We start from the raw sequence: 22,935 nt of genomic DNA, 5'->3' as shown, positions 1-22,935 counted from the left end.
CTGCTATTTGTGCCCGCTATTTGTGCCCGCTTTTTGTACTTGCTGTCTGCTTCTTGCCGGTAGATGTTCTTATGCTGGCGTGTGCTGGCGCCCTGTACGGATTTGGGTGCTGAGAAGGCATAATAGAGGTATTGCGTGTGGCGGGAACCCGCGTAAGGGGCATGAGGCTCCGCGTAAGGAGTATGAGGCTCTTTGAGTGCCCGTCGCGTCTGCGTTTAGAAACACCCACTCAACGTACAGGATTTTTATCGTGAGCTCTTCTGCCGGCGATTCTTTGCGCCCCATTTCTCCTTCTTCTCGTCCGGGTCTGACCCGTCGTCGTCTTGTGGCTGGTGCGGCGTGGGCTGCCCCGGTTGTTGTGGCGTCGTCGGTGATTCCGGCGTATGCGGCTTCTGATGAGGAAGGCGAGTGCACCGGCCCTTACGAGGATTCGACGATGGTCACTGCCGGTGACGGCGTGAAGAAGGTTGCCGTGCTGACGGTTCCTGCGGGTGCTAAGCGTATGCGTTTTACCGCTGTGGGCGGTGCTGGCGGCACGAACTACACTGTGGCTGATGCCGGTTCCGGCGCCATGGTGGAGGGGTCTATGGCTGTGCGCGGCGGCCAGACTATTACTCTGACTGCCGGTTCGGGTGGTATCGGTAATGGTGAGCTGAAGCCCGCTGAGGGCGGCGACGGCTACGGCGTGGGCGGCTCCTCGAAGGCTTCTTCGCCGGTTCCCGCGAATGTTGTTTCTGCGATTAATGATTTGACCCGCATTTCTGGCGGTGTGACCGGTCGCGGCGGCATGAGCGCTGTGCTGTATTCGGCATCCGGTGGTGGTTCCTCCGCTATTGAGGTGGACGGCGTGCCGATGATTGTTGCCGGTGGTGGTGGCGGTGCCGGTGTTCTGGCGTCGTATGCGACGGTTCTGCCGAACCCCGCGAATGCGGGTGCTGTGCGCCCGACCGCGCACTATTCGCTGGATAGCTCCGGTGGCGAGCATCAGTTCAGCACCGGTGGTGGCGCTGGTTCGGGTGACGGCGACGGTTCGCCCGGTTTTGTTGGTTTCACTTCGTACGAGGTGCAGTCTGAGCCGATTCTGACGGTGAACCCGGGTTCGGGTGCTGCCGGTGGTGTGGGCGGTGCTGGCGGCGAGAAGCTGGACCCGCCGACCACCGATGGTTCGGTGATTGGTTTTTCGAGCACCTCCACCCAGAAGCTGGTGAGCACTGCGACTGCCGGTGCGGCGGGTGCGAGCGGTTTCCGTGCGAAGGGCGCCGATGGTGTGGCGAGCTATTCGTACCAGTGGGATCAGACTCCGGAGGGTGTCGATAACCGTCCCTCGAACGCTGGCGAGCTGTTTAACGGCTACCAGTCGGTGGTTTCTGGAGGCGGTGGCGCCGGTTATGGCGGCGGCGGTTCCGGTGCTGCGTTGAGCGTTTCGGCTCGTGTGGTGTCGCAGAAGTGGAATAATGATGCGGCTCGTGCCCGCTATGCGGTGGGTTCCGTGCAGTTGGCTGGCGGTGGCGCTGGCGGCGGTACGTTCATGGATACTACGGTGCGTGTGACGGATCTGGGTTGGGCGTTGAACGCTCCGAATGGTCCGGGTGAGCGCGGTGCCGGTTATATTGAGGTTGCTTTCTGCTTCTAAGTAGCCGGTAGAATCCGTGAGGAATCGTATAGGTGCAGATTGAACCCTTTCTTTAGGGTGGTATGCGCCTCAAACTTAATATTTAAATTTTTTCTGAATGCCTCCCAAGCCGCTGGTTTGGGAGGCATTCTCATCTTCTGTGCTGCTTCGTCATAGCGTCATATCAACCTTTGGCGGTTTAGCGCATTGGTCGGAATAGACCTTATCGAAAGCTCATCCTCGTTCGCGTTCCAACCCCTATGTAACCCCTCCGTCATATTTGGGGATAGTCCTTTAGATTGGCGGCTCATCATTTTACGGTGGAAATGTAAAGAATACGCGCGCCCGCCCCGCTAGATTGCAAAACTCAAGATTGCGGTCCGAGCGCGGCAACCAATGACTAAGGAGTTTTAGGTCATGTGCAAGGAAACTATGAAGGCTGTTGTTGTTCCTGAGAAGGTTGACGGTTCGGTTGTTGTCCGTGAGGTTCCCGTTCCGGCTGTCGGTCACGGTCAGGCGCTCGTGAAGATTGAGTACTCGGGTGTGTGCCACACTGACCTGCACGTGGCGTCCGGTGACTTCGGTGAGGTTCCGGGTCGTGTTCTGGGCCACGAGGGTATCGGTCGTGTCGTCAAGGTCGGCGAGGGCGTTGAGTCCCTGAAGGAAGGCGACCGCGTGTCGGTGGCTTGGTTCTTCGAGGGCTGTGGTCACTGTGAGTACTGCACCTCGGGTCGTGAGACGCTGTGCCGTTCGGTGAAGAACGCAGGCTACTCGGTTGACGGTGGCATGAGCGAGTACACCCTGGTGACCGCTGACTACGCGGTGAAGGTGCCCGAGGGACTGGACCCGGCACAGGCTAGCTCCATTACCTGCGCTGGTGTGACCACTTACAAGGCAATCAAGGAGTCGCTGGTTCGCCCGGGTCAGTGGCTGGTTGCTTACGGTGCTGGCGGTCTGGGCAACCTGGCTGTTCAGTACGCTAAGAAGGTTTTCGGCGCCAAGGTTATCGCTGTTGACATCAACGACGACAAGCTGGCTCTGGCTCGTGAGACCGGTGCTGACCATGTCATCAACGGCCGTGAGGTTGAGGATGTTCCGGCTCGTATTCGCGAGTTGACCGGCGGTGGCGCTCACGCTGCTGTGGTGACCGCAGTGTCGAAGGTTGCGTTCAACCAGGCTGTTGAGTCGGTTCGCGCGGGCGGTTCCGTGGTGGCTGTTGGTCTGCCCTCGGAGATGATGGAGCTGTCCATTGTGAAGATTATTCTGGACGGCATCCGCGTGGTGGGCTCCCTGGTGGGTACCCGTCAGGATCTGGCGGAAGCGTTCCAGTTCGGTGCTGACGGCATCGTGGTTCCGGTGGTTCAGCTGCGTGAGGTTGACGAGGCACCGGCTGTCTTCGAGGAAATGGCGGCAGGTAAGATTACCGGCCGTATGGTTCTGGACTTCGCTAGCCTCTAAGCTAGCGGATGGTTCGAGGCGCCCGGCAGGGCTTCAAGGTCTCACTCGGCTGAGGCTCTGCCGGTAGTTTCGATGGTTATAGCGCCTAAGGCGCATCCCGTGTGGCGGGGGAGTAGGGGTACTCTTTCTGCTGTGCATACGACGCGGGGTGCGCCTTAGTGTTTTTAATGCGGTGTTGCAGAGTAGCCGAGTTTTTGAGAGCCGTTATCGTAAGGAACTGAAAACCTCTGTGAGTGCAATGCACCTAAACGTAATATACGCGGGAATTTATTTTGAAATATCCGGTGGATTATCTCAAAAACTACACTAAACTAATTCAATAATGCACTATATTTTACATCTATATATCTCAAAATGCATTTTTTTGACAAAAACATTCAACCACTGATTGAATTGTAATATTTCCGGAAAAGATGAGTTTCGCGGCCTCCTGCACCTACCCTATATGTAACGGGATATGACGCGTGAAGGTTTCGGCCCTCCTAGATATCGATTCCTTCTTACGGAACGCCATACCCGGGTGAATTTCAGCATCTTCGTACCGTGCCGTTATTCACCGTTGAGTCCTTACTTCCGGTCAGGCGCCCCTCTAGACACCTTCGGGGTAAGGTCTCACCAACGATTAGTGTGGGCCCCACGGACATAGTCAATGGGGATTATGTCCGCCACACTGATCCGGAGCTTTTAGGACATTGCATGACTTCGTGGCGACTCTTACCGCCACGGCTAAATTTACCTGCCGGCACGGGTAACATGGCCGGGTTCTCTACTCACTCGGTAACCCACCCGCTGCAGGGCGCATCTTGATTTTTGTGTTGTTCAGAAGATGCGCCCTGTAGCACAAGACGAGGGGCACCTCTGCCAGGTGCCCCTCGTTTTTGTATGCGCGTTTTATGGTTGAGCAGTTGCCGCGCTATGAGTAGATGCCGCGCTCTTTAGTAGATTCCACGCTGTGCGGTCCAGCGGATCGTGCCACGCTCAAAGTCCATGTAGTACACGCCGTTCGCGTAGGACTCGTCGCCGCGTGCCGCACCGTAGCGAGCGGTATTCTTCTCCCAGTGCTTGAAGATTGCGCCGTTACCGTTGGTCTCGTACGCACCGTACGCATCCGACCAGAGCAGCACCTTGCCGGAGGCGAATCGCACCTGAGCACCCGTGGAGGTGGCGGTTTCATCGGTCACCGGTGCACCCCAGGTGCCGCGGTGCTGCAGGAAACGGTGGTAGAACGCGCCGCCGGTGTGCAGGCGGTGGGTGCCGGTCTGTGCGGACCACACGTAGGTGGTGCTACCGGTGAATTCCTGCTTGATGATGCCGTTGCCCAGATTCTGCTCGTCAGTGGTAGGCACGCCCCTCATGCCAGCTGCACGCCAGGTCGCGTAGATGGAGCCGCGCTCATTGATGATGTGGGTGCCGTACGCGTTGGACCAGTAGGCGCCTTCACCGTTAGCGAAGGAGACTGCGATGGTGTCGGAGCGGGTTTCCTCGTCGGTGGTCAGGCCGCGGAATCGTGCCACGTCCGAGCGGAACTTATAATCCAGGCCGCCGTTGGTGACCAGCCAGTGCGAACCGTGAGAGTTCGTCCAGTAGATGGTCTTGCCGTTGGTGAACTTCTGCGCATACACGCCGTGACCCAGAGAGTACTCGGTGCCAATCGGGTTGCCGTAGAAGGAACGATTCTTATTCCAGAAGTTACCGATGCCGGTGCGAATATCAATCGAGCCAGTCGCGGTGGTCACCACGTTAGAATCCTGAGCGGCGCGATCTTCTGCCGCACGGTCTTCCGCTACGCGATCCTGGCCGTTCGACCAGTTGCGGTGCACAGCCTTCGGGTTCTTCGCCAGAACCTTCAGATCGTTCACGGTGCCGGGGAAGAAGTTCGAGTCACCCACGAACGGGCCCGAGTCGGTGAACTGCCAAATGTCGTAGCCGCTCCAACCCGCCGGAATTGCACCCACCACGGTGGAGTAGCTCGCCAGGTGCAGCGGCAGGGTGCCGAACTGCTGGGAACCCACGCAGTGTGACCACCAGGAGGTCGCGGTGTACACCATGGGGTCGCGTCCGGTCAGCGAACGGTAGGTGTCCACGAAGTCGCGGGTCCACGCGGTCAGTTGCGCCGGGGTCATGTTGTAGCAGGTGTTGCCGTAGGCGGGGTAGGGGTTGAACTCGATGTCCAGCAGGCCGGGCAGGGTCTGGCCGTCAGCAGTCCACGCGCCACCATTCTGCACGAAGTAGCGTGCCTGATCGGCACCCGAAGAGGTGCGGGGGTTCGCAAAGTGGTAGGCACCGCGAACCATACCGACCTGCGCCGAACCGTTGTACTGCTGACCGAAGTAGGGGTTGGTGTAGTAGCCGCCCTCGGTTGCCTTCACGTAGGCGAAGCGGGAACCTGCGGCGTAGGCGCTTGCCCAGTCCACGTTCTGCTGGTGTGAGGAGACATCCATGCCGAGGGTGCCGCCGGAGGGGGTCCACGCGGAGCGGCCCTGTGCCAGTGCCTGACCGGATGCCACGCCCTGCGCGGAGCTCTGGTGTGCGGCAATACCGCTCAGGGTTGCGGTAGAAGCGGGGGAGGTTGCGCCGGTGCGTGCGTTCGCGGTGCCCAGGCGCTCGCGCTCGCCCGCACCCATGGCGGGGTTGGAGTGTTCGACGAGGGATGCATCCGGGGCGGGGGCGTAGGTGAGCTCCTCGTAGGATGCGTTGGTGTTGACCTCTGCCGCTGCGCTCGCGCTGGGAGCTGCAAAGGCTGCAGGAACAGAGGTGAGAGAGGCGGCGACCAGGGAGAGTGCACCTGCGGACGCCATGATGGAGCGGGCTGCCGCAGAGCGCGCGGCAGTCTGGAGTTTCTTCATAGTTTTGCCTGTATTTGAGAGGTGGATGTGTCGATGTAGCCTTGTGTGTTCGGGCTTACGAGCGAATATGTGGGTAGTTGACTATTGGGGTATATCAACTGTTGTTGTGTCAACCGGTGGACACAGCTAACAGCCTACGGTATCTGCACTGCTGTGCGCAATGTTTTGGAGGCGCCTTTCTGGTGGCATATTTTTCACGGAGTGCACAGTAAATCGGCGTCTTTGGGGGGACCTATTTGGTTTTGCGGCTTGTCGGTGCATTTATGGACTCAGTTTTTGTGAAAAATTTTAGGTGTGCGACACGCCGGGGCGTTGAGAATTTCACTCTGTGGACTGCTCTGTCGGAGGCTACGCTGCCGGGGCTTTGGCTTTTGGGCATAAGGAAAGGGGTGGGCCGCACACACAAAGACCCACCCCTCATGTTCCGGATACTGTAATTTGGCGCGGCCTCGCACCGGTACCCGGAGTTTCATGGTCGATGCAGGAGAGATGAAGAGTCATCGACCACGTATATGGTGCCTGTCGGCACGTTTTTCTCGACTCTTCCCGCCCGCTCTTTCAGGTTCTAATGTCCGGCTGAAAGAGCGGGTGGGAAGAGGCGAAAGCTTATGTTTCCCGAAGGGCTTAGAGGAACTTGGCGATGTCCTCAATCAGCGGCTTGAGAGTCTCGCGGTCGATGTACTCAGCCTTGCCGGTCTTGTAGCATTCGAGCATCTGCTGAATACCTTCGTTCGGGTGCGGGTTTGCCATGAGCCATGCGCGCACGGGACCCTTCAGGGCGGTCTTGTGAGCCAGCGAAATCTTGTCGAAGTCGATGCCGCCACGCAGGTGGTAGACGGGGCGTCCTTCGGTCAGTTCGGGGGTGTAGCTCTTGGCGACGGCCTTGTCGAGCAGCTTCTTCGAGTATTCACCGGTGAAGGAGACAGTGAAGAACGCGGTGCGGTTCTTCTTGGGGGCAATAATCGGCAGAATCTTCTTGCGAAGTGCCGGTGCACCGTTGAGGAATCCACCGTAGTCGCTGCCGGCAATCACGAAGGCGTCGAATGCCTCTGCCTGCTCGGGGGTGACCTTGGAGGCGGGGACAGTCTCAACTTCGGGAGCCTGCGGGAGTGCACGCAGATCTTCTGCCAGCCAGGTGGCGTACTGTTCGGTGTAGCCGTAGGTGGAGCCGAAGATAATCAGCACGCGAGTAGTCATCTGTGAACCTTCCAGATATATTTCGCATTTCAAATACTAATTATGGGTTCCAATATAGGCTAGGCGCGCGAAAATGTGAAATCGCCTAGCTCTTGGACGCCCTATCTATCTTCTCATAGCCCACTCTGAGTGTCTCTATGTTTTTGAAATACGATCGAAGGTTCTCGAGTGTGACTAAATATTGCGCAGCGCTGGCTATCTATAGGTAAAAAGCACCCTAATTTACTTTCCGGGCGAGGTGGGGGTGATGGGGGTAAAAACCGGCTTTCTGTGGTGTGCTCGATGGGGAGGGGGTGATGTTCAAAATGCGACGTGAAACACAATTTCTTCGGTGGAAAGAGTTGGGAGAAGCATACCCAAGAGGGTGTAAAACCCCTATAATTGAGAAAGAGTCCCACGCATCCGGCATGTGGCTACCTGTTAGAACGCGTGGGAATAATTGGGAATTTGACGTCAGTCTTCCCCTGAAAATCAGTGTGAACCCACAGTGGTCACACAAAACAACACACAAAGGTTAGGTACATGAGGCGCGCAAAAATCGTTGCAACCATCGGTCCGGCAATCGAGTCCCCCGAGAAGATCTCCGAGGCAATCAAGGCTGGCCTGAACGTCGCCCGTCTGAACATGAGCCACGGTGACCACGCCGAGCACCAGGCACGCTACAACACCATCCGTGAAGAGTCTGCAAAGCTCGGTAAGGACGTTGCTATCCTCGCCGACTTGCAGGGCCCCAAGATTCGCCTCGAGCGTTTCGCAAACGGCAAGGAATACCTTGAGCCCGGCGCAGACTTCACCATCACCTCCGAAGACGTTGAAGGTACCGCAGAAATCTGTGGCACTACCTACAAGGGCCTGCCCGGCGACGTGAAGCTCGGCGACAAGCTCCTGCTCGACGATGGCAAGATCCGCCTCGAAGCTATTGAGGTAACTCCCACCCGCGTTCGCACCCGCGTGGTCGTCGGTGGCCCCATCTCCAACAACAAGGGCATCAACCTGCCCGGCGCAGCAGTCTCCCTGCCCGCGCTGACCGAGAAGGACGCGAACGACCTGCGCTTCGCACTGAAGATGGGTGCAGACATCATTGCACTCTCCTTCGTTCGTACCGGCGCAGATGTTGACCCCGTCCACAAGATCATGGAAGAAGAGGGTATCCGCGTACCCGTCATCGCCAAGATCGAGAAGCCCCAGGCAGTCGATAACCTGCAGGACATCATCGACAAGTTCGACGGCATCATGGTCGCTCGTGGTGACCTCGGTGTTGAGCTGCCCTTCTCCGAGGTTCCCCTCGTCCAGAAGAAGGCCATCGACATGGCACGCCGCTGGGCAAAGCCCGTCATCGTGGCAACCCAGGTGCTCGAGTCCATGACCGACAACCCCGTCCCCACCCGTGCAGAGGTTTCTGACTGCGCTAACGCAATCCTCGACGGTGCAGACGCAGTTATGCTCTCCGGTGAGACCTCGGTCGGTAAGTACCCGATTCTGACCCTGCAGGCTATGGCCGCAATCGTTCAGGACACCGAAAAGGGCGGCCTGTACCGCGTGCCCGAGCTGGACCGCAAGCCCCGCACCCGCGGTGGCGCAATCACCCGCGCAGCAGTGAACATTGCCGACCAGCTGGACGCAAAGCTCATCGTAACCTTCACCCAGTCCGGTGACTCCGCACGTCGTCTGGCACGTCTGCGTCCCGAGACCCCGATCGTCGCGTTCACCACCAGCTCGAAGGTTCGCTCCTTCCTGTCCATGCTGTGGGGCGTTGACGCTGAGCAGGTTGAGATGATCACCGACCAGGAAGGTCTGTTCCACTTCGTGGACGAGTACCTGCTGAAGAACGGTCTGGCAGAAGCCGGCGACCTGGTCGTCGTTGCTGCCGGTGCTCCCGCAGGTCGCGCAGGTACCACCAACATGGTTCAGGTACACCGCGTCCACGGTGCTGAGGGCGAGCGCGAGACTCTGCGTCCTTACGAGGAGAACGAGGTCAAGCGCTAGGCCGCTCACCATTCTTTCCGATGCGTAGCTGAGGGTAATCCTCAGCCTGTACGCTCGGTGTATAGAGACCGCCGCCCGGTCGTGAAACTCTCACGGTCGGGCGGCGGTTTTGTGTGTTGGTGTAGTTGCCCCATCTGATGCGCGGATAGGTGTATAAGTGGATACAGAAAAGCGGCGGGAAAGCTTGAAACTTTCCCGCCGCTTTTGCGTTGGTGCCCGAGGTGGGACTCGAACCCACACTCCGAAGAACCTGATTTTGAGTCAGGCGCGTCTGCCAATTCCGCCACTCGGGCGTATCACGCGTTTACGCGTAACACCTTTAGAATTCTAACCCAGGCTGTCTAGAAAATCTAATCTATCTGACGTGTTGGGAGCGTTGTGGCGGGGCGGGGAGCGTGTGCTGAACGCTTCCATCGGGCTCCCGGTGCGCCTCGGCTACAGGTGCCCCTCAGTGTAAATCCTCGGCGTAAATCCTGAGCTGAGGGTGAACCGGCGCGGCTTATCCACAGGTGGAGGCGGGGGAGAAAGCGCGCATCCTGTATCCTTAAAGACTGACTAACCATCCCCGTTCGCCTTCGCGGCTGGGGGCCACCTCAACGTTAAGAAAGTGATCACGGCTCGTGTTCAATTCTCTCTCCGACCGCTTGACGGCAACTTTTAAGAACCTGCGCGGCAAGGGCCGCCTCTCCGAGGCAGACATTGATGCAACCGTCCGCGAAATCCGCCGCGCCCTGCTCGACGCTGACGTCGCCGTCCCCGTAGTCCGCGAATTTACCGCCCACGTGAAGGAACGCGCTCTCGGTGCGGAGGTTTCCGAGGCGCTGAACCCCTCCCAGCAGATCGTGAAGATTGTGAACGAGGAGCTGGTGAGCATCCTCGGTGGTTCGACTCGCCGCATCAACATGGCGAAGAGCGGCCCGACCATCATCATGCTGGCGGGTCTGCAGGGTGCCGGTAAGACCACCCTGGCGGGCAAGCTGGCTCACTGGCTGAAGGGCCAGGGCCACACCCCCATGCTGATTGCATCCGACCTGCAGCGCCCCAATGCGGTGACCCAGCTGAAGGTTGTTGGCGAGCGTGCGGGCGTGCCCGTGTACGCGCCGCACCCCGGTGTGACCAGCGAGTTTGACGTACCCACCGGCGACCCCGTGCAGGTGGCACGTGACGGTGTGGCTGAGGCTCGCGCTAAGCTGCACGATGTGGTGATTGTCGATACCGCGGGTCGTCTGGGTGTTGACGCTGAGCTCATGCAGCAGGCACGTAACATTCGTGACGCGATTGAGCCGCACGAAGTTCTGTTCGTCATCGACGCGATGATCGGTCAGGACGCCGTGAACACCGCTAACGCCTTCAACGAGGGCGTGGACTTCACCGGTGTGGTCCTGTCCAAGCTGGATGGTGACGCCCGCGGTGGTGCGGCTCTGTCGGTGGCTTCGGTGACCGGCAAGCCGATTATGTTCGCATCCACCGGTGAGAACGTCACTGACTTTGAGCAGTTCCACCCGGACCGTATGGCAAGCCGCATCCTGGACATGGGTGACATCCTGACTCTGATTGAGCAGGCTGAAGCTCAGTGGGATAAGGCTGAAGCCGACCGCATGGCGAAGAAGTTCATCGATCAGGAAGACTTCACTTTTGAGGACTTCCTGGCTCAGATGCAGCAGATTCGTAAGCTTGGTTCCATGAAGAAGCTGCTCATGATGATGCCCGGCGCGGCTCAGATGCGCCAGCAGCTTGAGGCTTTTGACGAGCGCGAGATTGACCGCGTGGAGGCGATTGTTCGCTCCATGACCCCGCACGAGCGTGTGGCTCCGCGCATCATTAACGGTTCTCGCCGTGCCCGTATCGCTAAGGGTGCGGGTGTGACCGTGTCTGAGGTGAACCAGCTGATGGAGCGTTTCGCTCAGGCTCAGAAGATGATGAAGAAGCTCGCTTCGGGCAAGATGCCCGGCATGCCCGGCGGTATGCAGATGCCCGGTATGGCGGCTGCGGCGGGTGGCGCTCGTAAGAATGCGAAGAACAACAAGAAGAAGAAGGCTCGCTCCGGTAACCCGCAGAAGCGTGCGGCGCAGGAGGCGGCAGCAGCTAAGGCGCAGCAGGCTCGCGCCGGTGCTGCGTTCGGTCAGCAGGCTCAGAACCAGGAGATGGATCTGTCCAGCATGAACCTGCCGAAGGGCTTCGAGAAGTTCCTGCAGTAAGAGCAAATATGAGCCCCGTGAGGGGTGGTACGGGTGCGCACGTGGTTACGGGGCGCACCCGTACCGGTATGGTGCCCGGTTTGGGTGTGTGAAGGGAAGGTATCAATGGCTCAGAACGAGCAGAATTGGGATCGAGAGAACGCGGATGATCAGCTGAATGAGCAGGTCACGCCGTGGTCTCAGCGTGCCTTCGCTGATGATTCTGTCGAGGAACCTGCTACTGAATCTGCCGCCGAGTCTGTAGAGGAGTCTGCAGGTGAGCCTGTAGCTGAGGAGGGCTCGCTGGGCTTCTCTGATGCTTCCGCAGAGGAGCTTGAAGACGACCTTTCGGGCGACTTCGCAGACGACTTTGTGGGCGACTTCGACGATGAGTCGGGCGCCCTTCCCGGGTACACCCCCGTCTGGGCGCGCATCGCCCTCGAATACGGTGAGCACTCCGCCGAGTTGGCGGGTGACCTCGTCTACTCGAGTGAGAGCGATGACCCCGCCGTTGACGACGTTGCCGCAACTATCCTGAACCTCATTCGTGAAGCCCGCAGCATGCACGATGAGGTGAAGGCGGAAGACCCCGATAAGCAGCGCGCCTGGAACGACCGCACGAAGGTTGACCGCCTCGCCGCCGCCCTGGAGAGCGAAGAATGGACCGTCGATAAGCTCACCGACATGTGGGAGGATGCCCCCGCACCCGCCGGCACCGGTGAGTCGGATAGCCCCGAGTACCTGCGCGCCCAGGATGAGGAGCGCACCGCCGAGAAGCAGCGCAATGAACGCATCGAGCAGACCATGGAGCTGGAAGAGAAGATTCAGCGCCGCCGCATCATGGCTCGTTCCACCACCGATGAGGAGCTGATTGCCGCGCTCATTGAGGCGACCGCCGCCTCCCCGGAGCTGATTGCCTACGAGATGGGCGAGCATCAGGTGCAGCTCTACGTGCTGTGCGCCGTGGACGATGAGGGCTACATGAACGTGCTGGAGGTCGCTGACGGCCACCTGCACGTGGGCACTCCGGTTGAGGATTATGTGGCGCAGCTGGTGGAGCAGCTTCCGGTTACCGGTGCCGCCCTGGAGGGTGAGGCGACCGTGTGGGAAGACCTGCCCGGTGGCCAGGGTGAGCTGGAGTTCCTCGTTGACGGCGACGCCGCCATGCTCGTTGACCTGCCCATCGACATGATTACCGGGCTTCTTTTGGCGTACCTTCCTGCCGGTACCCGGCAGGTTGTTGCCGCGCCGGCGGGGGAGTGGACCCTCATTTCTGCCGACCCGGTGGACCTCATGGCGCTACTGGGCCTGCTGAACTGCAACGCCCTGATTGCTGAGGGCAACGCGAACCAGCAGCACCTGGTGGTCTACGAGGAGCCCGCCCGCGAACCCTACTCGGATGAAGAGTGGTACCTGGAGGCGTTCGGTGAACCCTACGAGAACATCGTGGAGGAGTTTACCTGGCAGCGTGTGCCTAAGCGCCTGAATCGTGCCCTCAGCCGTGAGGAAGTGGCGCGTTTCGGCGGCGTGCTGGAGGATTTGCTCTCGGAGCTTCCCGGTAGCGCCCCGGAGCTTTCGGGCTCAAAGATTTTCGGTTCCGATGAGGACGAAATCGAGCAGGGCATCGCTAATGTCATGGCGATGTTTGGCGTGGAGGCTGATTCCATTACCGGCCGCCGCCTGAACGCGTACCTGCGCGATACGAGCAACACCCTGGCGCTCGAGTCGGTACTGCAGCTGCTGGACGTTCCTACCGAGCTGGCGCTGGTTCCGACCACCGGTTTTGATGTGGCGTCGATTAGCACGGCTCGCGTCTTCGGCAACGAGGACGAGGAGCTCGCGCAGCCTGCCGGTTCTGCTGAATCAGCTGAGGCTGAAGCTACTGATGAGGCGCAGACTTCTGAAGCTCTGGACGTTACCTTCCCGCTGGAAGACTCGGTTGCTGAGGCGCTCGCCCTTGACCATGATGCTGTTGAGCCCGGTGATGCAGAGGCCGATTCCTTCGAGGACGACGAGGAAATCGAGCCCTACCCGGGCGGCTACACTTCGCCCATGGAGCGTAGCTACCGCCTCGTGGCTACCGGTCGCCGCGTGACCCTCGCCGAGTGGATGGACGCGATCAATAACGCGCACATTCCCTACGAGTACACCCACATGGGTTCGCCGGAGGGTTCTGCACCGGATTCCTTCGTGGAGACTGAGGAGGGCTACCTGTCTCTTGACAGTGCCCTGCACGAGGCTGACTCGGCACTGAACGAGGAGCAGGCATCGCACGAAGCAACGGTGAGCCAGCAGGCCCCCGAGGGCTCTGCCGCGCTCGCGCATCAGGACCTCACTCATCAGGACCTTGCGCATCAGAACGATGCCGCGGCGGGCGATGAACCTGCGCCGAACTCATCGCAGGATGCCGAGCCCCAGGCTCCGAAGTCCCAGAGCCCCGCACCGCAGAGTTCATCCGCGCAGAGTTCATCCACTCAGGATCCCGCTCCGCGTTCGCGCCGCAAGCGCCTGACCCCGGAGCAGATTCGTGCGAAGACCCGCCGCGTGGGTCTTGTCCTGGGCGCGGATGTGACGGCTCAGAGCGCTATCGCCCTGACCCTGGCAAATGTGGCGCGCCGCCGCCGCGCGCGGGGTAAGGCGAGCCGCAAGTTCTCGGTGGCCGCCGCGCTCTTTGCGTTGAACGCTACGGTCGAGTCGGCTCTGATTCCGACGGTTCTGCGTTCTTTCGAGCAGACTCAGCTGAAGAAGCATGCCCGCCCGGTGGCGGATGCTGAGCTGGTGCATCCGGGGGATACCACCGGTGAGCAGCCCCCGACCAAGCGCACTCTCATTGATGACCTACGTGAGGGCCACTACCGCACGATGGAGGATACCGCCCCGTCCACGGATCAGGCACCCTCTGGACTGCGTGAGCGTGCCCTGGGTATAGTGCGTAGCATCAGGCAGCGTGCTGCGAAGAAAACCGACCGCTAAAGGAAAGAAGCCATGAAGGATTCCTATCTGAGCGATGAAGAGCTGAAGGCTTTTATCGCGACCCTCCCCACGCGCCGTTTGGCGGCGGGCGCGCTGATTCGTAATGAACGCGGCGAGATGCTGCTGGTGAAGCCGAACTATAAGGACGGCTGGATTCTTCCCGGCGGCACCGTGGAGGCGGGCGAGGCCCCCAAGCCCGGTTGCGAGCGTGAGATTGTGGAGGAGCTGGGCCTGAACCTGAAGCTGGGTCGCGTGCTGCTGATTTTCCACGGCCTGTCGCTGGGCGTGTGGGGCGATTCGACCTACTACATGTATGATGGCGGCGTGATTGCGGCGGATACGAAGATTACCCTGCAGGACGCCGAGCTGGTGACCTACGAGTGGGTGGCTCCGGAGAACCTGGAGGGGTATGTGCGCCCGTCGATGGTGGAGCGTCTGCGCGAGTGCTACCGCGCCCTGGAGACGGGGGAGACTCTGGAGATGAGCAACCTCGACTCCTAATATCCTTGACTAGAGCTCGTTGATGAGGGGTTTGCCGGGGCAGCCATTTGAGCCGAGTAACAGCCGAGTGGCCGGGCATAGCCGGGTACATTACGGGCACAGAACGCTGTTTAAAAGTGATGTTCGGTGCCTGCGGCAATTATTTTTCCGTGTCGCTAGCTTAAAATCTTGGGCTCTGATACCCTAGCTGAGTACCCGGCGACGCGCGACCCCTCTCTTCGCGCGCCGTTGTGTCCATAGAGGCGCCGTGAATGGCCCGCCCCACGGGTGCTGAACCGTGTGCCTCGCACCAAATTATGAAACAGGAGTAACCACTAAAGTGGCTGTTAAGATTCGTCTCAAGCGTATGGGTAAGATCCGCGATCCTCGTTACCGCGTTGTGGTCGCTGATTCGCGCGTCAAGCGCGACGGTAAGACCATCGAAGAGATCGGTATTTACCACCCGACCGAGCACCCCTCGCGTATCGAGATCAACTCTGAGCGTGCTCAGTACTGGCTCTCCGTCGGCGCTCAGCCGACCGAGCAGGTTCTGGCTCTGCTGAAGCTCTCGGGCGACTGGGCTGCATTCAAGGGCGAGAAGGCAGAGTCCAAGGTTCTGCCCGTCGAGGCTAAGGCTGAGTTCGTTGTTCCCGAAAAGGGTTCCGTGATCCTGCCCGAGGCTATCACCCCCAAGGCTGAGAAGGCTGAAGAGGCTGCTGAGGAAGCAGCTCCCGAGGCTGAGGCTGAGGAAGCAGCTGAGTAATCATGTTGGCTGACGCACTCGAACACCTGGTTCGAGGGATTGTCGATCGTCCGGAGGACGTGAAGGTGCGCCTGCGCACTCAGCGTCACCGCGAGACCCTTGAGGTTCGCGTGCATCCGGATGACCTGGGCCGAGTTATCGGCAGGTCCGGTCGTACCGCCAAGAGCATCCGTCTGGTGATGGACGCTATTTCTGATGGCGAGCCGATGCGTATCGACATTATCGACACCGACAAGAAGCGACGCTAGCTCGTAACGTTTGAAGCGCCCCCGTTTCCGGTTTTCCGGAGGCGGGGGCGTTCGCGTACCCGGGGCCTGTGAGCGGGGCTGGCGGCAGAATGCGCCCGTCCGGAGTGCCCGGTAGAATAGTGGGAGCCGTGCACGTGCGCGGCGTAGGTTTTTAGCTTGTATCCAGCGGAGGAAAATTATGCAGGTTGTGGTGGCTCGTATCGGTAAGCCGCACGGTATTCGTGGTGAGGTGACGGTTCAGCTCTTTACTGATGCCCCGCAGGAGCGTTTTGCCCGCGGTGAGGTGCTCGGTATCGAGAATTTTAAGCCCGGCTCTGCCGCTGCTTCGGTGGCGCCTACCGGTGAGCTGACGGTTGCCGGTGCCCGCTGGAACAAGAAGATTCTGGTGGTCCGTTTTGATGAGGTGACCACCCGCAACCAGGCTGAGGAGCTACGCGGTAGCCGCCTGGTCTACGAGGTGCCCGAGGATGAGGGCGACGAAGAGGGCTTCTACGAGCAGGAGCTGGTGAACCTGCCCGTGTACCTGCTCGCTGACGTGCCCGAGGGTGAGAGCCCCGTGGATAACCCGGCTGTGGGTAAGCCGCTGGGTAAGGTGACCGGTCTGCAGACCATGCCGGTTCAGGATTTGCTGCTGATTAAGCTGGCTCGTTCGCCGCGTCTTGCCTCCGGTGCGGGTGAAGAGATCATGATTCCGTTTGTTGAGGAGATTGTGCCCGAGGTGGTTCCCTCGACCGAGGATGAGCCCGGCTTTGTGCTGCTGACCCCTCCGGCGGGTTTGATTGACCTGGTCGAGGACGCTGAGCAGGATTCTGCGCAGGCGACCGAGCAGGCGGGGGAGTAGTCCGTGCGCTACGATGTGGTCACGATTTTCCCCGAGTATCTGGAGCCGCTGAAGCTGTCCCTGCTGGGTAAGGCACGCGAGAAGGGTCTGGTGGATCTGCACCTGCACGATCTGCGTGAGTACACGTTTGACCGTCACCGCACGGTGGATGACACTCCGTACGGCGGTGGCGCGGGCATGGTGATGAAGGCGGAGCCGTGGGGTTTGGCGCTGGATGAGGTGCTTGCCGCCTCCCCGCTAAACGCCGCTACCGAAGATGCGTCTGAGGGTGCCGAGTCTGAGGGCACTGGGCCCGCCGAACCCGCCGCTGATACCCGCCCGCTGCTGATTGTCCCGTCCCCGGCGGGTGCCGTTTTCGATCAGGCGATGGCGTACAAGCTGGCGGAGGAGAAGCATATTGTCTTCGCTCCGGCGCGCTACGAGGGCATTGATGAGCGTGTGCTGGACTGGGCGCAGGAGAGCTTCCGCGTGATGCCCGTATCCCTGGGCGATTACGTGCTCTACGGTGGCGAGGTTGCGGTCATGGCGATGATTGAGGCTATCACCCGCCTGATTCCGGGCGCGATGGGTAACCCCGCCTCCCTGGAGGAGGAGTCGCATACGGGCGGTCTGCTGGAGTATCCGGTGTACACGAAGCCCGCGGTGTGGCGTGAGCGTGAGGTGCCGGAGGTGCTGCTGTCGGGTAATCACGGTGCGATTGCGCGTTGGCGTCGTGACCGTCAGATTGAGCGCACCCTTGAGCGCCGCCCGGACCTGTTGGAGGCGTACCCGGTGGAGCAGTGGGATAAGAAGGACCGCCGTTTCTTGGCTGAGCGCGGGGTGCATTTTGCGAACCCGGCGAAGGCGGCTCAGAAGAAGGCGAAGAAGAACCCCGCAACGCAGGCTGATAGTGCGGCTCAGGCGGCACAGTCTGATACTGCACAGTCTAATACCGTGCAGCCTAATACCGTGCAGACCCAGCCGGATTCCTAAGCTTCGAACGGGTGCTTGTGGGTGCCTCGTGATTCTCTGAATGGGGGTTAGCGTCATATAACTGTTAGTTGGCGCTGACCCCTATTTTTTGTGCCTGCAAACCGTTATTCTGAGGGTAACCTCGCTAAGAACATAGCCTACCTATAGGTGGTGCGAGGTGGTAATACGCTTTCATCGTTGAAAGCACGTACTCAACAGAAGGAGGACACATGTCCGTTGTTAAGGTTCACCGTCTTGCTGTCGTTGGCGACAACCAGGCTGAGCTGGAGAAGCGCTTCGCTGCTGCCCGCCACATTGCTGACTCTTTCCCCGGCTTTGAGGGTTTTGAGCTGTGGCGCCCCCTGGATGAGGGCGGCGACTACTTTGTGGTGACCCGCTGGGTTGATGAGGCAAGCCACGATGCGTACGCGGCGGCTCGTCGTGAGCGTGACCCGAACACTGTTGTCTCTCACGCTGACGGCACCATGAGCTTCGAGAAGGTAGAGTTCGACGACTAACATCTGTGCTTGTCTGCGTCTGACCGGATTTATGGCTGAAGCCCATGTGAGATGAAGAATTTATCTCATATAGTGAGGGGTCGCGCTGACTTTTCTGAATATTGCTTTAAGTGGGTATTAGCCCATGTGGAGGCGGTATAAGGAAGGGTCAGCGTGGCCCCTCCTTGATTTTTCGGGGCTTAAAATCCGCGGGTATTTCGCTGTGATTGGATATGTGGGTTCAGTGTTATAAAACACCTGAATTATGGTCAATAAATGCCCCTGAAATCCTTCAATCCGAAAGTGACACTTTAATGCAAAAAGGTTATTATTGTTCCCGAGAGCACACTTCGTCCGTGCCGGTAGTTCGGGCGAGGACAGCGATCCCCTCTCGGCTACATCGCATGAGACAGCCGAGTCACTCAAGGGAATATTCAGCGCACCCGTGTGAGTACCTCCTCTGCATAGGAAGGTCTGGCAGGGGAGCCGACTCAACTATCACGTATTCACACAAGTGGTGCATGGTACTGGACCCCGCAATATATGGGATGGGAGCTTGGTGGTTCGAGCGTTCATCGTGGTTGATGACCCTCCCAGCCGCGGATAGAAAGTGCTTTGCTTAGCGGGTGAGCGATTCGGTGGTCCGGACCGAAGCTCACCCGCTCCGCTGTTTAAAAGATTCCTTCAGGCCCTAGTGCTTTTCGGGTACCGGGCGCTCGCGGAACTCGATGGGCCGCTTTGCCTTGGGCAGCGAGTACATGACGCGCAGGTATGCATCCTCGACCAGCTCTTCTAGCACCCGCTCGGTCACGCCCTCGCCGGCTCCCACAGAGATCCAGTGCCGCTTATTCATGTGCCATGCCGGAATAATGCTCGGGTAGATGCGCTGTAGCACCTCGGATTCTTCCGGGTCGGTTTTGAGATTCACGATGGGGTAGCCGATGCCTTCCGTGTACATGGCGAAGATCTTGCCGCCTACCCGGTACACCGTGTGCTCGGGCCCGAATGGCTGATCGCGCGTCGCCAGCGGCATGGCGAGCGTGAGGCGGTCAACGGTATGTTCGAGGTCTTCGGGTGCCAGAAGTTTGGGGGAGGGGTTTGTGCTCATAGCTTCGAGTCTAGTACCCGCGTGGTACTTCGCATAGCATGCAACCTAAAACTCTCGTACCCTCAGCCGAATCCACGCTAAAATAGGTAACTATGGCTGAATTTATTTATCAGATGATCAAGGCCCGCAAAACTGTGGGCGACAAGGTCATCCTTAACGACGTGACGATGTCGTTCTTCCCCGGCGCCAAGATCGGTATGGTTGGTCCGAACGGCGCGGGTAAGTCGACCATCCTGAAGATCATGGCTGGCCTCGACCAGCCCTCCAACGGTGAGGCGCGCCTGACCGCAGGCTACAGTGTGGGCATCCTCATGCAGGAGCCGCCGCTGAATGAAGAGAAGACCGTTCTGGGCAACGTTGAAGAAGGCGTGGGCGAAATCAAGTCCAAGCTGGACCGCTTCAACGAAATCTCCGCCCTCATGGCTGAGCCCGACGCTGACTTCGACGCCCTCATGGAAGAAATGGGTCAGCTGCAGGAAGCTATCGACGCCGCTAACGCATGGGACCTCGACTCCCAGCTGGAGCAGGCGATGGAGGCGCTGCGCTGCCCGCCCGCTGACATGCCCGTCACCCACCTCTCCGGTGGTGAGCGCCGCCGCGTGGCACTGTGCAAGCTGCTGCTGCAGAAGCCTGACCTGCTGCTGCTCGACGAGCCCACCAACCACCTGGACGCAGAGTCCGTGCTCTGGCTGGAGCAGCACCTGCAGTCCTACGAGGGTGCCGTCATCGCGATTACCCACGACCGTTACTTCCTCGACCACGTGGCAGAATGGATCGCCGAGGTTGACCGCGGTAACCTGTACCCCTACGAGGGTAACTACTCCACCTACCTGGAGAAGAAGCGCTCCCGCCTCGAAGTTCAGGGCAAGAAGGACGCTAAGCTCGCTAAGCGCCTGAGCGAGGAACTGGACTGGGTCCGCTCCAACGCTAAGGGCCGCCAGGCTAAGTCGAAGGCTCGTCTGGCACGCTACGAGGAGATGGCTGCGGAGGCTGAGAAGACCCGCAAGCTTGACTTCGAAGAGATTCAGATTCCTCCGGGACCCCGCCTGGGTAACGTCGTTATTGAGGCTGAGAACCTGCAGAAGGGCTTCGACGGCCGTTCCCTGATTAACGGCCTGTCCTTCTCCCTGCCCCGTAACGGCATTGTCGGTGTGATTGGTCCTAACGGTGTGGGTAAGTCCACCCTGTTCAAGACCATCGTTGGCCTGGAGCCCCTGGACGGCGGCGAGCTGAAGGTCGGCGAGACCGTGAAGATCTCGTACGTTGACCAGAACCGCGCGAACATCGACCCGGAGAAGAGCCTCTGGGAGGTCGTCTCTGACGGTCTGGACTACATCCAGGTCGGCAACGTTGAAATGCCTTCGCGTGCGTACGTTTCCGCGTTCGGCTTCAAGGGCCCGGACCAGCAGAAGAAGGCGGGTGTGCTCTCCGGTGGTGAGCGTAACCGTCTGAACCTGGCGCTGACCCTCAAGCAGGGCGGTAACCTGCTGCTGCTCGATGAGCCCACTAACGACCTGGACGTTGAGACCCTCGCATCCCTGGAAAATGCGCTGCTGGAATTCCCCGGCTGTGCAGTGGTCGTCTCCCACGACCGTTGGTTCCTGGACCGCGTGGCAACCCACATCCTGGCGTGGGAGGGCACCGATGAGAACCCGGATCAGTGGTACTGGTTCGAGGGTAACTTCGAGTCCTACGAGAAGAACAAGATTGAGCGCCTCGGCCCTGAGGCTGCTAAGCCGCACCGCGTGGTGCACCGCAAGCTGACCCGATAGGGTTTGGTGGTAAGCCCCGCCTCCTGATGCTGTTGAAGCGTGGGGAGGCGGGGCTTCGCTGTGTCTGCTGGGGAAGGGGTATAGTCCTGCTATCTCACGTGTTGTTCCGCTACGTGGTGGGTTATTCGTCGGTAGAAATAGTTCGCTCAGTGGCGACCGATATATCGTGGCGGACTTCATATTTACGGTTTATAATGGGTATGTGCGTAAGTACAACTGACACATGTGATTACGAAGAGAAGAGCATTATGCTTTCAAAATATAACTGGATGTCCTTGGTTACCGGTCTGTTGCTGATTGCAGCGGCAATCTACATGTTCGCCAATCCCGCTATTCCGCTGGTAGTTCTGGGTTATGTGTTCTCCATTTCGGTGTGGCTTGGTGGCGTGTTTGAACTGGTACGTTACTTCGGCACGCCAAAGCAGGCACGTACCGGCTGGGACCTGGTTGACGGCATCTTGACCGTGGTGGCTGGCCTGATTCTGCTGACTGCCTCGGTGGGTGCACAGGCAACCTTCATCCCGACCATTGTGGGTACGTGGATGATTATGTGGGCGCTGATTCGTCTGATGACTGCCCAGGGCGTGAAATACCTGAGCTACGCCGCCGGACGCCACCTGCAGCTCTCTGCTATTGGTACCCTTATTCTGGGCTTGCTCGTGGTGCTGTTCCCGATAATCTACGGCGTGGCGGCAGTATGGATGGCAGCACTGGGTCTTCTGGTGACCGGTCTGGTATTCGTGGGTGACTTCTTTGTTTCCCGCCGCACCAAGAGCACCGTGCACATTTCCCCGGACGGTGTGATTGACGGCGAAGCTAAATAAGAGCTTCTTCGCCCCGTCTAGAACGTACACTAGAACATAAGAAAGACCGTGTGAGACAACCACCTCACACGGTCTTTCTGTATGCTCTGCCAGGTTCGCCTGACGCCTTCCGGTAGTCCTAGCGGTGCTCTGCTTTATCGATATTCCGGCAGGCGGAACATCATTTCCTGCGCCACGGTCGCCACCAGCTCACCGGAACGATTGAAAATCGAACCCTGCGCGAGCATCCTGCCGCCCTGCGCGCTCGGGGAATCCAGCACGTACAGCAGCCACTCGTCGGCACGCGCCGAACGGTGGAACCACATCGCGTGATCCAGCGAGGCGCTCTTGAGGCCCGGTTCCAGCCAGAACTTGCCGTGACGGCGTAGAGCCGGCTCCAGCGGCAGGTAATCCGAAGCATAGGCGATAGCAGCGCGGTGCTCCGCCTCCGATGCCTCAGAACCATCAGCATGCACCAGGCGGTCAAAGGTCTTGAACCATACGCAGGCACGTGGCTCTGTCGAGGAAGAATCCGGCTGAGTGTACAGGGGCGCATCCACGTGGCGCATATCAATCGGGCGCTCCCACGCCACAGCCTGAGCCACCGGATGCGGCAGCTCCCCCAGATAATCGCTGACCTTCGGCAGGGACTCGGGGTCCGGAACCTCCGGCATGGTGACCGCGGTGTGCTCCGGGCCGCGGCTCTCCGCCTGGAAAGACATAATCGCCGAGAACATGGGCGCCTCATCCTGGAACACCTGCACGCGGCGGGTCGAGAAGGAGCGGCTATCGTTCAGACGCTGAGTGGCGAAGAACAGTTCACGCTCAATATTGCCGGGGCGCAGAAAATAGGCGTGAATCGAGTGGATGTCCTTGCCCTCCACCGTGCGGTCGGCGGCAATAATCGACTGGGCAAGAACCTGACCACCGAAAGTACGCGGTTGCTCGCGGGTGAGCGTCACACCGGTAGACACTTCATCGCTACCGAAGGAGGCGGGCGCCGCCTCCACGGGGGAGAGGTCCAGCATCCGCATGAGGTTTTGGGTCACAGTGGGCTTGGTCATGGTTTTATTCTCGCACGTTTTCAATGAACCGGTTTCTGGCGTAGAGTGGGAGAGCATACTCTGAGACAACCACGACAGGTTGATTCGGAACATTGACTAGGAACGATGACCCGGATTGTCGATCCGGAACGTCTGCCTAACACACCATCGCAGATATCA

The 22,935-nt window shown here is 59.5% G+C and carries 17 protein-coding genes and 1 tRNA gene; 13 read left to right on the top strand and 5 right to left on the bottom strand.

The window, feature by feature from the left end:
• Window positions 1–250: 250 nt before the first annotated feature.
• Together HMPREF2682_RS02685 and adhP are read left to right on the top strand one after the other, a co-directional pair.
• Window positions 251–1,633, top strand: a complete 1,383-nt coding sequence (locus tag HMPREF2682_RS02685; protein WP_070831169.1) for a phosphoenolpyruvate synthase — start codon at window positions 251–253, stop codon at window positions 1,631–1,633.
• A gap of 396 nt (window positions 1,634–2,029) precedes the next feature.
• A complete protein-coding gene (adhP, locus tag HMPREF2682_RS02680; protein WP_083321750.1) occupies window positions 2,030–3,070 on the top strand; it encodes an alcohol dehydrogenase AdhP in 1,041 nt (346 codons plus the stop codon).
• 935 nt (window positions 3,071–4,005) lie between these two features.
• On the opposite strand, the gene HMPREF2682_RS02675 is transcribed toward adhP, so the two are convergent.
• Window positions 4,006–5,916: a GH25 family lysozyme gene (locus tag HMPREF2682_RS02675; protein WP_070831166.1), complete on the bottom strand. Its 1,911-nt coding sequence runs from the start codon at window positions 5,914–5,916 to the stop codon at window positions 4,006–4,008.
• 624 nt (window positions 5,917–6,540) lie between these two features.
• Window positions 6,541–7,113, bottom strand: a complete 573-nt coding sequence (locus HMPREF2682_RS02670) for a flavodoxin domain-containing protein (protein WP_049354549.1) — start codon at window positions 7,111–7,113, stop codon at window positions 6,541–6,543.
• Between the two features lie 522 nt (window positions 7,114–7,635).
• On the opposite strand from HMPREF2682_RS02670, the gene pyk reads away from it, so the two are divergent.
• Entirely contained in the window at window positions 7,636–9,099 is a 1,464-nt protein-coding gene (gene pyk / locus HMPREF2682_RS02665) for a pyruvate kinase (RefSeq protein WP_070831163.1), read from the top strand.
• A 210-nt stretch (window positions 9,100–9,309) separates the two neighbouring features.
• Here the strand turns inward: pyk and HMPREF2682_RS02660 are convergent.
• A tRNA-Leu gene (locus HMPREF2682_RS02660) sits at window positions 9,310–9,392 on the bottom strand.
• A gap of 327 nt (window positions 9,393–9,719) precedes the next feature.
• Here HMPREF2682_RS02660 and ffh point away from each other — a divergent pair.
• From ffh to HMPREF2682_RS02620, 8 genes are all read left to right on the top strand, one after another.
• A complete protein-coding gene (gene ffh / locus HMPREF2682_RS02655; protein ID WP_005505683.1) occupies window positions 9,720–11,297 on the top strand; it encodes a signal recognition particle protein in 1,578 nt (525 codons plus the stop codon).
• 105 nt (window positions 11,298–11,402) lie between these two features.
• Window positions 11,403–14,249: a hypothetical protein gene (locus HMPREF2682_RS02650; RefSeq protein WP_070831160.1), complete on the top strand. Its 2,847-nt coding sequence runs from the start codon at window positions 11,403–11,405 to the stop codon at window positions 14,247–14,249.
• Between the two features lie 12 nt (window positions 14,250–14,261).
• On the top strand, window positions 14,262–14,750 hold the full coding sequence (locus HMPREF2682_RS02645; RefSeq protein WP_070831157.1) for an NUDIX domain-containing protein: 489 nt from the start codon (window positions 14,262–14,264) through the stop codon (window positions 14,748–14,750).
• Between the two features lie 319 nt (window positions 14,751–15,069).
• Window positions 15,070–15,492, top strand: coding sequence for a 30S ribosomal protein S16 (gene rpsP / locus HMPREF2682_RS02640; RefSeq protein ID WP_049358453.1), 423 nt, complete (start codon window positions 15,070–15,072; stop codon window positions 15,490–15,492).
• A gap of 2 nt (window positions 15,493–15,494) precedes the next feature.
• The gene (locus HMPREF2682_RS02635) at window positions 15,495–15,740 is read left to right on the top strand and encodes an RNA-binding protein (RefSeq protein WP_005505691.1); all 246 of its coding nucleotides are present in this window, start codon (window positions 15,495–15,497) and stop codon (window positions 15,738–15,740) included.
• Between the two features lie 178 nt (window positions 15,741–15,918).
• Window positions 15,919–16,581 (top strand): ribosome maturation factor RimM, encoded by a 663-nt coding sequence (gene rimM / locus HMPREF2682_RS02630; protein WP_005505693.1) that lies wholly within the window; start codon window positions 15,919–15,921, stop codon window positions 16,579–16,581.
• Window positions 16,582–16,584: 3 nt separating this feature from the next.
• On the top strand, window positions 16,585–17,553 hold the full coding sequence (gene trmD / locus HMPREF2682_RS02625; RefSeq protein WP_005505694.1) for a tRNA (guanosine(37)-N1)-methyltransferase TrmD: 969 nt from the start codon (window positions 16,585–16,587) through the stop codon (window positions 17,551–17,553).
• A 209-nt stretch (window positions 17,554–17,762) separates the two neighbouring features.
• A complete protein-coding gene (locus HMPREF2682_RS02620) occupies window positions 17,763–18,050 on the top strand; it encodes an antibiotic biosynthesis monooxygenase family protein (RefSeq protein ID WP_012903365.1) in 288 nt (95 codons plus the stop codon).
• Between the two features lie 670 nt (window positions 18,051–18,720).
• Here the strand turns inward: HMPREF2682_RS02620 and HMPREF2682_RS02615 are convergent.
• Entirely contained in the window at window positions 18,721–19,137 is a 417-nt protein-coding gene (locus HMPREF2682_RS02615) for an MmcQ/YjbR family DNA-binding protein (RefSeq protein ID WP_070831154.1), read from the bottom strand.
• A 92-nt stretch (window positions 19,138–19,229) separates the two neighbouring features.
• Here HMPREF2682_RS02615 and ettA point away from each other — a divergent pair, with 92 nt between their 5' ends.
• Together ettA and HMPREF2682_RS02605 are read left to right on the top strand one after the other, a co-directional pair.
• Entirely contained in the window at window positions 19,230–20,909 is a 1,680-nt protein-coding gene (gene ettA / locus HMPREF2682_RS02610) for an energy-dependent translational throttle protein EttA (protein ID WP_070831151.1), read from the top strand.
• Between the two features lie 248 nt (window positions 20,910–21,157).
• Window positions 21,158–21,733 carry an HdeD family acid-resistance protein gene (locus HMPREF2682_RS02605; RefSeq protein WP_135007788.1) on the top strand — a complete coding sequence of 192 codons (576 nt, stop codon included), beginning with the start codon at window positions 21,158–21,160 and terminating at the stop codon, window positions 21,731–21,733.
• A gap of 134 nt (window positions 21,734–21,867) precedes the next feature.
• Here HMPREF2682_RS02605 and HMPREF2682_RS02600 read toward each other — a convergent pair whose 3' ends face one another.
• The gene (locus HMPREF2682_RS02600) at window positions 21,868–22,776 is read right to left on the bottom strand and encodes an acyl-CoA thioesterase (protein ID WP_070831145.1); all 909 of its coding nucleotides are present in this window, start codon (window positions 22,774–22,776) and stop codon (window positions 21,868–21,870) included.
• Window positions 22,777–22,935 lie beyond the last annotated feature (159 nt).

The sequence above is a fragment of the Rothia sp. HMSC061D12 genome, from assembly GCF_001836735.1.
In the GTDB taxonomy this organism is placed as follows: Bacteria; Actinomycetota; Actinomycetes; order Actinomycetales; family Micrococcaceae; genus Rothia.
The sequence above is the reverse complement of the archived record's forward strand: the minus strand, read 5'-3'. Positions and strand labels throughout refer to the sequence as shown.

Coding starts and splice junctions, on each gene's coding strand:
- HMPREF2682_RS02675 (WP_070831166.1), bottom strand. CDS start 5,916: ATGAAGAAACTCCAGACTGCCGCGCGCTCTGCGGCAGCCCGCTCCATC.
- HMPREF2682_RS02620 (WP_012903365.1), top strand. CDS start 17,763: ATGTCCGTTGTTAAGGTTCACCGTCTTGCTGTCGTTGGCGACAACCAG.
- HMPREF2682_RS02645 (WP_070831157.1), top strand. CDS start 14,262: ATGAAGGATTCCTATCTGAGCGATGAAGAGCTGAAGGCTTTTATCGCG.
- HMPREF2682_RS02605 (WP_135007788.1), top strand. CDS start 21,158: ATGCTTTCAAAATATAACTGGATGTCCTTGGTTACCGGTCTGTTGCTG.
- HMPREF2682_RS02635 (WP_005505691.1), top strand. CDS start 15,495: ATGTTGGCTGACGCACTCGAACACCTGGTTCGAGGGATTGTCGATCGT.
- ettA (WP_070831151.1), top strand. CDS start 19,230: ATGGCTGAATTTATTTATCAGATGATCAAGGCCCGCAAAACTGTGGGC.
- rimM (WP_005505693.1), top strand. CDS start 15,919: ATGCAGGTTGTGGTGGCTCGTATCGGTAAGCCGCACGGTATTCGTGGT.
- HMPREF2682_RS02615 (WP_070831154.1), bottom strand. CDS start 19,137: ATGAGCACAAACCCCTCCCCCAAACTTCTGGCACCCGAAGACCTCGAA.
- HMPREF2682_RS02600 (WP_070831145.1), bottom strand. CDS start 22,776: ATGACCAAGCCCACTGTGACCCAAAACCTCATGCGGATGCTGGACCTC.
- HMPREF2682_RS02670 (WP_049354549.1), bottom strand. CDS start 7,113: ATGACTACTCGCGTGCTGATTATCTTCGGCTCCACCTACGGCTACACC.
- pyk (WP_070831163.1), top strand. CDS start 7,636: ATGAGGCGCGCAAAAATCGTTGCAACCATCGGTCCGGCAATCGAGTCC.
- adhP (WP_083321750.1), top strand. CDS start 2,030: ATGTGCAAGGAAACTATGAAGGCTGTTGTTGTTCCTGAGAAGGTTGAC.
- HMPREF2682_RS02650 (WP_070831160.1), top strand. CDS start 11,403: ATGGCTCAGAACGAGCAGAATTGGGATCGAGAGAACGCGGATGATCAG.